The 12,109-nt window shown below is 64.8% G+C and carries 12 protein-coding genes; 6 read left to right on the plus strand and 6 right to left on the minus strand.

Annotated features, from left to right (window positions below; all coding sequences use genetic code 11):
* Positions 1–149 precede the first annotated feature (149 nt).
* The 6 genes from ACE3UG_RS20880 to ACE3UG_RS20905 all read right to left on the minus strand — a co-directional run bounded on the left by ACE3UG_RS20880 (position 150) and on the right by ACE3UG_RS20905 (position 5,887).
* Positions 150–1,343 carry an ABC transporter substrate-binding protein gene (locus ACE3UG_RS20880; RefSeq protein WP_374627534.1) on the minus strand — a complete coding sequence of 398 codons (1,194 nt, stop codon included), beginning with the start codon at positions 1,341–1,343 and terminating at the stop codon, positions 150–152.
* Positions 1,344–1,539: 196 nt separating this feature from the next.
* Entirely contained in the window at positions 1,540–2,535 is a 996-nt protein-coding gene (locus ACE3UG_RS20885) for an amidohydrolase family protein (protein WP_374627509.1), read from the minus strand.
* A gap of 37 nt (positions 2,536–2,572) precedes the next feature.
* Positions 2,573–3,127, minus strand: a complete 555-nt coding sequence (locus ACE3UG_RS20890; RefSeq protein WP_374627511.1) for a 3-hydroxyanthranilate 3,4-dioxygenase — start codon at positions 3,125–3,127, stop codon at positions 2,573–2,575.
* A gap of 44 nt (positions 3,128–3,171) precedes the next feature.
* Complete coding sequence (locus ACE3UG_RS20895) at positions 3,172–3,606, minus strand: RidA family protein (RefSeq protein ID WP_374627513.1); 435 nt, start codon at positions 3,604–3,606, stop codon at positions 3,172–3,174.
* 90 nt (positions 3,607–3,696) lie between these two features.
* Positions 3,697–5,169: a 2-hydroxymuconic semialdehyde dehydrogenase gene (locus tag ACE3UG_RS20900; protein WP_374627515.1), complete on the minus strand. Its 1,473-nt coding sequence runs from the start codon at positions 5,167–5,169 to the stop codon at positions 3,697–3,699.
* Between the two features lie 151 nt (positions 5,170–5,320).
* Positions 5,321–5,887, minus strand: a complete 567-nt coding sequence (locus ACE3UG_RS20905) for an SRPBCC family protein (protein ID WP_374627517.1) — start codon at positions 5,885–5,887, stop codon at positions 5,321–5,323.
* A gap of 336 nt (positions 5,888–6,223) precedes the next feature.
* Here ACE3UG_RS20905 and ACE3UG_RS20910 point away from each other — a divergent pair, with 336 nt between their 5' ends.
* The 6 genes from ACE3UG_RS20910 to ACE3UG_RS20935 all read left to right on the plus strand — a co-directional run bounded on the left by ACE3UG_RS20910 (position 6,224) and on the right by ACE3UG_RS20935 (position 12,088).
* Positions 6,224–7,267 carry a LacI family DNA-binding transcriptional regulator gene (locus tag ACE3UG_RS20910; protein ID WP_374627520.1) on the plus strand — a complete coding sequence of 348 codons (1,044 nt, stop codon included), beginning with the start codon at positions 6,224–6,226 and terminating at the stop codon, positions 7,265–7,267.
* A 196-nt stretch (positions 7,268–7,463) separates the two neighbouring features.
* Positions 7,464–8,477, plus strand: a complete 1,014-nt coding sequence (locus tag ACE3UG_RS20915) for an extracellular solute-binding protein (RefSeq protein ID WP_374627522.1) — start codon at positions 7,464–7,466, stop codon at positions 8,475–8,477.
* A gap of 40 nt (positions 8,478–8,517) precedes the next feature.
* Positions 8,518–9,342, plus strand: coding sequence for an ABC transporter permease (locus ACE3UG_RS20920; RefSeq protein WP_374627524.1), 825 nt, complete (start codon positions 8,518–8,520; stop codon positions 9,340–9,342).
* Positions 9,343–9,347: 5 nt separating this feature from the next.
* Positions 9,348–10,163, plus strand: a complete 816-nt coding sequence (locus tag ACE3UG_RS20925; RefSeq protein WP_374627526.1) for an ABC transporter permease — start codon at positions 9,348–9,350, stop codon at positions 10,161–10,163.
* Positions 10,164–10,209: 46 nt separating this feature from the next.
* A complete protein-coding gene (locus tag ACE3UG_RS20930; protein WP_374627528.1) occupies positions 10,210–11,253 on the plus strand; it encodes an ABC transporter ATP-binding protein in 1,044 nt (347 codons plus the stop codon).
* A gap of 7 nt (positions 11,254–11,260) precedes the next feature.
* Positions 11,261–12,088, plus strand: a complete 828-nt coding sequence (locus tag ACE3UG_RS20935; protein WP_374627530.1) for a phosphodiesterase — start codon at positions 11,261–11,263, stop codon at positions 12,086–12,088.
* The last annotated feature ends 21 nt before the right edge of the window (positions 12,089–12,109 follow it).

A 12,109-nucleotide genomic window follows, 5' to 3' on the forward strand; every position in this document is an offset into this window, starting at 1 on the left:
GTGCCCTTCGTGCCCTCAGGCGCCGGAGGCACTGCAATAGCGGGCAGCGCACACGACACGCGCGCACCATGCTTGCGGCAAATGGATCTCGCGAGCGGGCGGCGGGGCAGGGAAGTTCGCCTGCCACGCCGCGCTACCCGGGTGTTGCGTCAGGACTTGATCTTGCACTGCGCGGCCAGATTGGCGCGCGTTTTGATGTGAATTTGCCCCTTGGTCGAGAACTCGGCGCCATGAGCGCCCTTCACGACGTCCACGCGATAGAACTGCGCGATGGGGAACTGGTTGCTGGCGAATTTGAACGGTCCGCGCACAGACTGAAAGTCCGCCGCCTTGAGCGCGGCGCGCAATGCTTCGCGATCCGCCACGCTGCCCTTCGTCTTCGTGAGCGCCGAGTCGATCAGGTTGGCGGCGTCGTACGATTGCGCGGCATACATCGAGGGCACGCGGTTGTATTTCTTCTGGAAGGCGGCGACGAACTGCTTGTTCTGCGCGTTGTCGAGATCGGGCGAGTAGGGTGCGCTGGTAATGGCGCCGACCGCCAATTCCTTGAGGGCGGGCAGGGTCGAGCCGTCGATCGTCGACACGGAGATCAGCGGAATTTTGCCGAGCAGCCCGGCCTGACGGTATTGCTTGACGAAGTTCACGCCCATGCCGCCGGGATAGAACACGTAGACGGCATCGGGCTTGGCGGCCTGCAACTGCGCGATTTCGGCCGAGTAGTCGGGCTGGTTGACCTGCGTGTACACCTCATCGACGATCTGCCCCTTGTAGTCGCGCTTGAAGCCGTTCACGGCGTCGCGTCCGGCCTGATAGTTCGGGGCCATCACGTACATCTTCTTGTAGCCCAGGTCGGTCGAGAGCTGACCGCCCGCTTCATGCAACTCGTCGTTATCCCACGACGTCGAGAAGAAGTTGGGCGAGCATTGCGCGCCGGCAATCGGGGTCGGACCGGCGTTCGAGCCGACCATGACCACGCCCGCGTTCGTCACGTTCTTGTGAATCGCCATCATCACGTTCGAGAACGTCACGCCGGTGATGAGCGACACCTTGTCGCGCTCCACGAGCTTCTGCGCCGCCTGCACGCCCACGTCCGGCTTGAGCTGATCGTCTTCCTTGATCACCTGCACCGGCACCCCGCCCAGTTTGCCCCCCTTCTGTTCGATGGCAAGCATGAAGGCATCGTACTGATCCTGGCCGAGCGCGCCGCCCGGGCCGGAGAGCGTGCCGATGAAGCCGATCTTCACCTGGGCATGCGCACCGCTCGAAGCGAACAATGCCGCCCCGGCGGCGAGGGCACCCAGCACGGCGATGGCTTTGCGTTGCGTGGTCTTCATTCCCGTCATCATGGTCTCCAAACTAAGCAATTACTGGCGGTAGAGGACGCGCGTCGGGATACTTGACCGCTTCTTCACGTCGGTCGTTGCAGGCCAGGCGCATCAGGTGACTTAAATTGTTTAAGCGTCAAGTATTTCAGTGCCCAGCCTAAACGACGCCTTTTGCGTAGGCAAGCAATTTCAAAAAACCTCGGGAAAGCCCCAGTTACAGGCCGAAGAACTCGAGGGCATTCCCGGCGAGAAGCCGATGGCGGGCGGCGTCGTCCAGGTCAGGCTGCTCGGCGACCAGACGGCCGATCTGTTGCTCACCGAGCGGGAAGGGGTAGTCGGAGCCGAGCATGATGCGCTCCACGCCCATGGTGTCGACCAGCAGGCGTAGTGCGCGGGGATCGAACACGGCGCTGTCCACGTAGAAGCGATCCAGATAATGCGCGGGCGGGTGCGGGCTGTCGGCGCGCACGACGTCGCGGCAATGCCACGCGTTCTCGGCGCGCCCCAGCAGATAGGGGAACGCGCCGCCGCCATGGGCGAAGCACAGCTTGAGCGAGCGGGGCAGCCGCTCGAACGCCCCCGAGAGGATCAGCGAGAGGATCGAGAGCTGCGTCTCGGCCGGCATGGACACGAGCCACGGCATCATCCACTTCTTCATGCGGCCATCGGTCATCATGTCCCACGGATGAACGAGCACGGGAATGTGTTCGTCGCCGCAGTGCCGCAGGAAGGCCACGAGTTGTTCGTCGTCCAGGTCCTTGTCGCCGAGATGGTTGCCGATCTGCACGCCGATATGGCCGCTCGCCTTGGCGCGCGAGGCTTCCGCGCAGGCCAGATCGAGATCTTGCAGCGGCACCTGCGCCATCGCCTTCAAACGGGCGGGTGCGTAGTTGCAATGCGCCAGCGCCAGGTCGTTCATGCGTTGGACCCAGTCCATGACCGCATGTCCTTCGTAGCGATAGCCGAACATGATGGGGGTGGCGCAGACCACTTGCAGGTCGACGCCGTGACGGTCGAGCTCTTCGACGCGCTGCGCGGGGTCCCACAACGCGCGGTAGACCGGACGGAAGGCGCGGTCGTCGAGCATGATGTTGCCGGTCTCGCCACCTTCGTCGATGCGCAGCCACGGCGCAGCGGCGGCGTCGAGCCGAGCCGCTTCCTCCCGTGTGATGCGGGGGAAGAAGTGGGCGTGCATGTCGATTTTCTTCATGATGTGACGAATGAGGTTCTGTGGGCGGCGTTGCGCATCAGGCGCTCGCCGGGGCATGGGGCTCGGGTTGGGCGGCGCGGCCCGGGTGGACCTCGCCGCAGCTCGGGCAGCGGCGCAGCGACTCGCTGCCATAGAAGGTGTCGAACAGGGGCGGCAGGTCGGTCACGATGCTCTTGAGTTGCACTTCGACGCGGTGAACCTGCGTGCCGCATTTGAGGCAGTACCACTCGAAACCGTCGATCAGCCCGGGCGGGCGATTGCGCTCGATGACGAGGCACAGGCTCCCGGCTTCGGGCCGTTGCGGCGAGTGACGCACGTGCGGCGGCAGCAGGAAGATGTCGCCTTCCCTGAGGTCGATGCGCTCCGGGCGGCCGTCGATCCACAGATTGACCGATGCGTTGCCCTTGAACTGATAGAAGAACTCCTCGAGCGGATCGTCGTGATAATCGGTGCGATGGTTCGGCCCGCCCACCACCGTCACAATGAAATCGCTGTCCTGCCAGACCTGCTGATTGCCGACAGGCGGTTTGAGCAAATGCGCGTGATCGTCGATCCAGCGCTGGAAATTGAAAGGCTTGCCATACGTCAACATGCTGTCTCCTTCGTCATGCCGCGTCAGGTGGGCGTCTTGGGGCTTCAGCGCGAACGCGGCGCGTAGGCCACGCACTTGATCTCGATGAGCAATAGCGGATGCGGCAACTGGTGCACCGCCACGGTGGTGCGTGTCGGGCCGTTCTCGTCGAAATAGTCGCCGTACACCTCGTTGTATCCGCCGAAGTCGTTCATGTTGACGAGGAATGTGCCGACCTCGACGACGTCGGCCAGGCCGGCGCCCTCGCTCGCGAGAATGTCGCGAATATTCTCAATGACGGCGCGCGTCTGTTCGCGAATGTCGAGTTGCGTCACGCCCAGTGCATCGACCTGCGCGCCGGCGTAAGTGTTGTCGGGGCGGCGCGAACTGGTGCCCGAGACGAACAGGAAGTCGCCTGCGCGCTTGATGTGCGGGAATTTCCCGCGCGGTTTGGCTTTGCCGGCCACGACGCGGGCCTGGGTGTCTTGCGATGCGCTCATGGTTTGTCGCTCTGCGTTGTGCACTTTTTTCGTTGGATGGCGCACGGGTGCGGCAGTCTCGACCCCCATCGACACCGCCGCACCGTCGCCTCACAGTTTGATGCAGATATTGGTGATTTCGGAATAGAAGTCGAGCGAGTGGCGTCCGCCTTCACGACCCAGCCCGGAGAGTTTCACCCCGCCGAACGGCGTGCGCAGGTCTCGCAGGAACCAGGTGTTGACCCACACGAGCCCGGTCTGGAACTGCCGCGCCACGCGATGCGCACGCGAGAGGTTCGTCGTCCAGACACAGCCGGCGAGGCCGTAGTCGCTGTCGTTGACGCGGCGGATCACTTCGTCCTCGCTATCGAACGGGGCGACGTGGCACACGGGGCCGAAGATCTCCTCGCGGACACAGCGCGCCGTATCGGGCAGGCCGGTCCAGACGGTCGGCTGGACGAAGGCGCCGTCGTCGCGCGCGTCGCCGAAGGCGGGCACGCCACCGCCGGTGACCACCGTCGCGCCTTCTTCGCGCGCCAGACGATAGTAAGCGAGCACCTTCTCCCGATGTTTGCGAGACACGAGCGGTCCCATCTGGACGCCGGGGGCGTCGGGCGCGTCGATGCGCAGCGCGGCGGCGCGCTCGGCCAATGCGGCGACGAACCGATCGAAGATCGGCCGCTCGACATACACGCGCTCCGAGCACAGGCATACCTGACCGGCGTTGGTGAACGAGGAGCGGACCACGCCGTCGAGCGCGCGCTCGAAATCGGCATCGGCAAACACCACGGCGGCGTTTTTGCCGCCAAGTTCGAACGAGATCTCCTTCACGCCGTCGGCCACGGCTTTCATGATGGCGCTGCCGGTGCGCGACTCGCCGGTGAAGGTGATCGCGGCCACATCGGGGTGCTTCGTCAGGAACTCCCCGGCCGAGTCCGGCCCGAAGCCGTGCACGAGGTTGAAGACGCCGGGCGGCACGCCTGCGGCATCCATCACTTCGGCGAGCAGCGTGGCCGAGGCAGGGGTTTCTTCCGACGGCTTGGCGACCACGCAGTTGCCCATGGCAAGCGCGGGGGCGACCTTCCACGTGAAGAGCAGCAGCGGCAGGTTCCACGGCGAGATGATGCCGATCACCCCGAGCGGCTTGCGCGTCACGTAGTTCATGACGTCGCCGCCATCGGCGGCGCGCATCTCGTACATCTCGCTGCCGGCCGTCCTGATGAGGTCGGCGAACATGCGGAAGTTGGCGATGCCGCGCGCAATGTCGAGCGTGCGAGCCTGTTCGAGCGGCCGGCCGGTGTCGGCCACCTCGGCGGCGACGAATTCGTCGAAACGTGCCTCGATGCCGTCGGCGATGCGGTGCAGCACGGCGGCGCGCTCGGCGGGCGTGGTCTTGCCCCACGGCCCCTCGCGCAGCGCACGACGGGCGGCGCTCACGGCACGCGCGACGGTGGCGGCATCGGCTTCGCAGACCTTCGCGACGAGCCGTCCGTCGACCGGACTGACGTTATCGAACTGACGGTCGGTGGCAACGAACGCGCCATCCACGTAGTGCCGCAGCAGCGGCGGAGTCGCAAGGCTCACGAGGTCTCCTGGAACAGAGTGTTTTGCGGGGCAGCAGGCACCAGATCACCATGACGCCACCGCCGGATGCCTTCCAGTCTAGGCATCCGCGGCTATAAAAAATAATGAAATATATTGGATTGTCTATTCCCGAATGGAATAGCAGGGCGGTTCAGCGATGGGGGTCGTGGCTCACGCGTGTTCGGGCTTCGCGCAACGCGCGCGGGTTGCGCTCCTCACCGATGGCCGCAGGGGGCAGGTCGCTATCGAGGCATTCGACCAGATGGGCATTGAGCACGGCGGCAAGGCCTTCGCCGCCGCGTCGCATGACGTAGTTGTGATTCCAGCGAAATAGCGGTTGGGCGATCGGCGCGAGTTTGTTCATCCACACGCGCGTCATGTGCACATCCCAGGCATAGCGCACTACGGTGATCGGGCCTTCCGTGTCGAAATGCCAGACACCGGCGCCTTCCACCTCGCCCGACGCGACGGCGCGCACCTCGCGCATCGGGTCGATGTGGGTGACGCGCGTTTCGAACGTCAGCGAGTAGGGCAGTGCACCGTGCCACACCAGTCGGTGCACGGCCCCAACGCCGTCGGTGCCGCCCGGATCGAGGGTGCGCACTTCGCGCACGCACGGCCACCACCGCGCCCAATGGTCGACGTCGCGAATCGCGTCCCAGACTTCGTCGAGCGGCGCGGTGAGCCGCCACAAGGTGAGGAAGTGATAGTCGTTCATGGCCGATCCCGGTCTTGGATGGATGGGGTGCCGTCATGCCCCGGTGCGATGGGGGACTTTCAGTATAGGCGGCATCCCGGCATGTCGACATCCGGGCATCTCTGCATGTCGATATCGGGCATCGGGCATCCGGCATCCGGCGTTCGGGCCGTTCGGGCCGTTTCGATGACGCTCGACAGCGGTTCGGTCCGCGAACGGTCAATCTTTTCGAGGTTGTCATGATTTCATCACAATGTCTCCATAGAATCCCGTAGTGAAAACGTTTTCGTAAACGTTTACATTTGCGTAAAATCCGCCAACTGCAAGTTTGGACGGCATAACGACAAGGAGACAGGCGTGGCAGATATCCGGGACGTGGCACAGCGCGCGGGGTGTTCGATCGCGACGGTCTCGCGCGCGCTCAATTCGCCACAACTAGTGCGTCCCGAGACGCTTGCGCGGGTGCAAGCTGCGGCTGCCGAGTTGAAATTCCGGCCCAATGCGCTTGGCCGTCAGCTACGCGGTGAGCGCACGGGCCTGATCGGCGTGATGTTGCCGACGCTGGGCAATCCGGTCTTTGCCGACTGTCTGGAGGGCATCGAGGCGGCCATCGACGGCACGGGGCGACGCTTGCTGCTCGTTACCACGCAGTACGACCCGGAGCGCGAGCGCAACGCCATCGAGACGCTGCTCCAACAACGTGTGGACGGTCTGCTGCTCACGCTGGCCGACGCCGAGCACAGCGCACTCGTGGACGATCTCGCCGCCGAGGGCGTGGCCTGCCAGCTCGTCTACAACGATGCGCCGCAGCGTCCGTGTGTCTCCGTGGATAACCGGGCCGCAGCCGCGCAGGGCGTGGCCATGCTGATCGAGGCGGGGCATCGAGACATCGAGATGGTCACAGGCGCGTTGCATGCGTCCGACCGCGCCAAGCGCCGCTATCTCGGCTATGGCGATGCCATGCAAGCCGCCGGCCTGACACCGCAGCCGGCCTTCGAAATTGACTTCAATAGCGGGGCCCGCGGCGAGCGAGTGCGCGAATGGCTGGCGCAGCGCGAGCGCGATGGTGCGCGTCCCACGGCACTGTTCTGCTCCAACGATCTGCTCGCGCTGGGCGTGATGCGCGCACTGCGCGAGGCGGGGCTGCGCGTACCGGACGACATGTCGGTACTGGGCTTCGACGGACTCGCGGTGGGTGAACTGCTCTCGCCCACGCTCGCCACCGTGGTGCAACCGAGCGTGGACATCGGCCGGCATGCGGCGCAACGCTTGCTCGCTCAGATCGACGCGCGCGCCGGGACAACACCCGGGCAAGCGGCGGCGCTCGGACACGCATTGATTCTGCCGCACGCGATTCGTCGTGGCGGTACGGTGTCGGCGCCGCCGCGCCGCAGGGGTTGACGCGCGCCATCGAGCTGAATTGAACGGAATTGAACGGAATTGAAGGGAACAGCAGTAGCAGGAAAGTGGCCGGCGACTCGCTCCGCGAAGAGAGTGCAGCACCGGCCGAGGCAATCAGGCATCTGGCCGCGAGGCCCGTCCTTATCCGGCGGCACGTGAGTTCCGCTAACGCTCAGACATTCAGGAGCCTACCAACATGAAGCTTTGGATCACCCGCGCCGCTCGCACGCTGGCGCTTTTCACCCTGCTCGGCGCTGGCGCCGCGCAGGCCCAGCCGTCTGCGATCTGCTATAACTGCCCGCCGGAATGGGCGGATTGGGCCGGTCAGGTCAAGGCGATTGCACAGGATACCGGCATTCGCGTGCCGCTCGACAACAAGAACTCCGGCCAGGCGGTTGCGCAGTTGATCGCCGAGCAGAAGGCGCCGGTGGCCGACATCGTGTATCTGGGCATCACGTCGGCCATCGAAGCCGCGAAGAAGGGCCTGCTGGCGCCGTACAAGCCGGCGAACTGGGATCAGGTGCCGGCCAATCTGAAGGATCCGAACGGCATGTGGACGACCATCCACTCGGGTACCGTCGGCTTCTTCGTGAACCGCGACGCCCTGGAAGGCAAGCCGGTGCCGCGTTCGTGGGCCGACCTGCTCAAGCCGGAGTATCGCGGCATGGTGGGTTATCTCGATCCGAGCAGCGCGTTCGCCGGCTATGCCGCCGCGATTGCCGCCAATCAGGCGCTCGGCGGTTCGATGGACAATTTCGGTCCGGCCATCAGCTACTTCCAGAAGCTCAAGGCCAATGCACCGATCGTGCCGAAGCAAACGGCGTATGCCCGCGTGCTCTCGGGTGAAATTCCCATCCTGATCGATTTCGACTTCAACGCGTATCGTGCCATTTACAAGGACCACGCCAACGTGCAGTTCGTGATTCCGAAGGAGGGCACCGTTTCGCTGCCGTACGTGATCGCGCTCGTGAAGAATGGGCCGCACCCCGACAACGGCAAGAAGGTGATCGACTACACGTTGTCCGACAAGGGTCAGGCGCATTGGGCGCAAGCGTTCCTGCGTCCGGTGCGTGCCAGCACGATGCCGGCCGATGTGGCGGCCAAGTTCCTGCCCGCGACCGACTATGCGCGTGTGAAGCCGGTCGATCTGCAGAAGCTCGCCGCACAGCAGGAAGCGTTCGGTCAGCAGTATCTGAAGAGCGTGCGTTAAGCACGGCAAAGCCCAACGAGGAAGAGGAGCAAAGCAAGCGATGCGTGACCTGACTCTGCCGCGCGGCTGGCGCGTGGCACTTCTGCTACCGGCGCTGGCGGTTTTTCTGGCGTTCTGGCTATTGCCGATGGCCGCCCTTGTGCAGGTCAGCGGTGACGGTCACGCGTTCGAGACCTATCGCGCCATTCTCACCAATGCGCGGTATCTCGACAGCCTGTGGCAAACCATCGTGCTCTCCGCGCTGGTAACGGTTGTCACACTGGCGTTATCGCTTGTGGCGGGCCTCTTCCTCACCCGTCACGAATTTGCGGGCAAATCGGCCCTCGTGTCGATGTTGACCCTGCCGCTGGCGTTCCCCGGCGTGGTGGTCGGCTTCATGGTCATCATGCTGGCGGGCCGTCAGGGCCTCATCGGCGATCTGACGTCCGCCGTCTTCGGCCACAAGCTTGTGTTCGCGTACTCGCTCTCGGGGCTGTTTCTCGGCTATCTGTATTTCTCGATTCCGCGCGTGATCCTTGCGGTGATGGCCGCTGCGGAGTCGCTCGATCACTCGCTCACGGAAGCGGCGTCGTCGCTCGGCGCGGGGCCGTTCGCCATCGCGCGCGACGTGACCCTGCCCGCGTTGGCGCCGGCGCTGATCGCTTCGGGCGCGATGTGCTTCGCGACCTCGGTCGGCGCGTTCGGGACCGCTTTTACGCTGGCAACGGATATCGACGTGTTGCCGATGACCATTTACACCGAGTTCACGCTCAACGCCAATGTGGCGACGGCGGCGGCGCTCTCCGTCATTCTTGGCATCGTGACGTGGGCCGTGCTGATGCTCGCCCGCAATTTCGCCGGGCAGACGGTTGCCGCCGGAGGTTGATCGGAATGCTCAAGAAAACGCTCTTCACGCTGCAACTGCTGCTCACGCTGCTGATGTGTGCGTTCCTGCTGATTCCGGTGGGGATGTCGATTCTCGCGGGACTGTCGGTGAACTATTTCCGTGGCCCGTCGGCCGGCCTCACGTTCAAGTGGGTCATTCAGGTCTGGCAGGACTACCACGACGCCATTTTCAATTCGTTGTACGTGGGCGCGGCCACGCTCGTGCTGGTGACGCTGCTTGGCGTGCCGGCCGGCTATGTGCTCGCCCGCTGGCAGAGCCGCATGGCGCGCTGGATCGAAGAGCTGCTGACGTTGCCCATTGCGTTGCCCGGGTTGGCGAGCGCGCTCGCGCTGATCAGCGTGTATGGCGGCATGCGCGACTTTCGCGAAAGCCTGGCGTTCATCGTGGTCGGGCACGTCATCTTCACGCTGCCGTTCATGTTGCGTGCCGTGGCGGCCGCGTGTGCCGACACGCGCATCAAGCTGATGGAAGAGGGCGCGGCGAGCCTCGGTGCGAGCTTCCTGCGACGCTTCGTGACCGTGGTGCTGCCCAACATTCGTAGCGAGATCGTGGCGGCCGCGCTTATCGTGGTGACGCTCTCGCTCGGCGAATTCAATCTGACGTGGATGTTGCATACGCCCGATACCAAGACCCTGCCCGTGGGGCTGGCGGACGCCTATGCGTCGCTGCGTCTGGAGATCGGCAGTGCCTACACGGCGGTGTTTTTCATGATGATCGTGCCGCTGCTCGTCGTCATGCAGATGACGGCCCGGCGCGCGAAAGCCCAGAGTGGGCAGAAATCGGCGCGCGGCCGCGCCTGATCGGGGCGCTTGCCCTGCACGCCCATCGAATGCCAAGGATATGACGATGAAACTCACTTCCATCCCGATTCATCTCGAACGCTGTGCCAAGACGTTCAACGGCAACACCGTGTTGCAGCCGCTCGATCTGACGATCGGGGCCGGGGAAACGCTGGTGCTGCTCGGCCCGTCGGGGTGCGGCAAGACCACCACCCTGCGCATGATCGCCGGGCTCGAACGGCCCGACGCGGGCGGTCGTGTGCGCTTCGGCGACGAGGACGTCACCCGCCTGCCCATCGAGAAGCGCCGCGTGGGAATGGTGTTCCAGAACTACGCACTGTTCCCGAATTTCACCGTGCGGGGCAACGTCGCATACGGCCTGAAGCTGCGGGGTCTGCCGTCGGCGCGGATCGACAAGCGCGTGGACGAGTTGCTCGACCTGGTGCAACTCACGCCGTACGCCGATCGCGCCATCGCGCAACTCTCCGGGGGGCAGAAGCAGCGCGTGGCTTTGGCGCGCGCGCTCGCGCCGGAGCCGCGCGTGTTGTTGCTCGACGAACCGCTCACCGCCCTCGACGCCAAGCTGCGCGAGACCGTACGCGCCGAGATGGACCGCCTGCTGCGCGGGCTCGGCGTCACGACGGTGTACGTCACCCACGATCAGGACGAGGCGATGGCGCTGGGCGATCGCATTGTGGTGATGAGCGCGGGGCGCATCGAGCAGATCGGTGCGCCGCGCGACATCTACTACCAGCCGGCGTCGCGCCATGTGGCGAACTTCGTCGGCACGCTCAATCGCCTGGCGGGCGTGTGGCGTGACGGCCATTTCCATCTGGAGGGCGGTCGCGTCGCCTGTCCGAACGTGCGAGCGGACGTGCAGGAGCTGTACTTCCGTCCGGAAGATGCGGTCGTGGTGCCGGTGGGCGAGGCCCCGCTCGTTGGCCGCGTCGACGAAGTCCAGTTTCTCGGCGACCGCACGCGACTCACGCTCAGCGGCGTGTCCGGCGCGGGGCCGGTGCTGGTCGAAGTTTCGAGTCGTCGCGAGTGCCGCGTCGGCGAACAGGTGGGCTTGTCGCTGCCCGCCGCCCATATCTTTTCGCTTCACGGATAATCCGCTCATGCTGTTCGCGCAAATCAGCGACCTTCACATCAAACGCCCCGGCAAGCTCGCCTATCGGCGCGTGGATACCGCCGCCTATCTCGAGCGCTGTGTGGCGCGCCTGAACACGCTGGCGCCGCGTCCCGACTTCGTTGTGTTGACCGGCGATCTTGTCGACTTCGGCGCACGCGAGGAGTACGAACATCTGCGCCGGTTGCTCGCGCCGCTGGCGATTCCGTATTACCTCGTGATCGGCAATCACGATGGGCGCGACGCGCTGCGCGAGGTGTTTCCGGAGCATACGTATCTCGGCAAGCCGGGCGAATTCGTGCAATACACGGCGATGTTCGGACCGCTGCGACTGGTGGCGCTCGATACGCAAGATCCGCCCAATGGCAGCGGCAAGCTGTGCGACGAACGCCTTGAGTGGCTGGAAGCGACGCTCGCGAGCGATGCCGCCACGCCGACCGTGATCGCCATGCATCATCCGCCTTTCGCGTGCGGTATCGAACATATGGACGTTCAGGCGCTCGACGCCAACGACGCCGCAAAGCTCGCTGCCGTGGTGCGCCGTTTCGACAACGTAGAGCGGTTGATCTGCGGCCACGTGCATCGACCGATTCATACGCGTTTCGCTGGCACCATTGCGAGCGTATGCCCTTCACCTGCGCATCAGGTGGCGCTCGATTTGCGCGCGGGCGGGCCATCGGCATGGGCGCTCGATCCGCCGGCATTTCAATTGCACCGGTTCACGCCGCAGGTCGGGCTGGTCTCGCATCTTGCCTTCGTGGACGATGCGGGCGGCTCGCATCCGTTCTATGACGCATCGGGCGCGTTGATCGACTGAGGTCCATGTCGCCGCGCTGCG

Origin of the sequence: Pandoraea sp., from assembly GCF_041919235.1 — a bacterium.
Taxonomy (GTDB): domain Bacteria; phylum Pseudomonadota; class Gammaproteobacteria; order Burkholderiales; family Burkholderiaceae; genus Pandoraea.

Excerpts from the sequence above, each read along its gene's own strand:
- ACE3UG_RS20885 (WP_374627509.1), bottom strand. The coding sequence starts at position 2,535 with ATGAAGAAAATCGACATGCACGCCCACTTCTTCCCCCGCATCACACGG.
- ACE3UG_RS20880 (WP_374627534.1), bottom strand. The coding sequence starts at position 1,343 with ATGACGGGAATGAAGACCACGCAACGCAAAGCCATCGCCGTGCTGGGT.
- ACE3UG_RS20925 (WP_374627526.1), top strand. The coding sequence starts at position 9,348 with ATGCTCAAGAAAACGCTCTTCACGCTGCAACTGCTGCTCACGCTGCTG.
- ACE3UG_RS20920 (WP_374627524.1), top strand. The coding sequence starts at position 8,518 with ATGCGTGACCTGACTCTGCCGCGCGGCTGGCGCGTGGCACTTCTGCTA.
- ACE3UG_RS20895 (WP_374627513.1), bottom strand. The coding sequence starts at position 3,606 with ATGAGCGCATCGCAAGACACCCAGGCCCGCGTCGTGGCCGGCAAAGCC.
- ACE3UG_RS20915 (WP_374627522.1), top strand. The coding sequence starts at position 7,464 with ATGAAGCTTTGGATCACCCGCGCCGCTCGCACGCTGGCGCTTTTCACC.
- ACE3UG_RS20890 (WP_374627511.1), bottom strand. The coding sequence starts at position 3,127 with ATGTTGACGTATGGCAAGCCTTTCAATTTCCAGCGCTGGATCGACGAT.
- ACE3UG_RS20935 (WP_374627530.1), top strand. The coding sequence starts at position 11,261 with ATGCTGTTCGCGCAAATCAGCGACCTTCACATCAAACGCCCCGGCAAG.
- ACE3UG_RS20930 (WP_374627528.1), top strand. The coding sequence starts at position 10,210 with ATGAAACTCACTTCCATCCCGATTCATCTCGAACGCTGTGCCAAGACG.
- ACE3UG_RS20905 (WP_374627517.1), bottom strand. The coding sequence starts at position 5,887 with ATGAACGACTATCACTTCCTCACCTTGTGGCGGCTCACCGCGCCGCTC.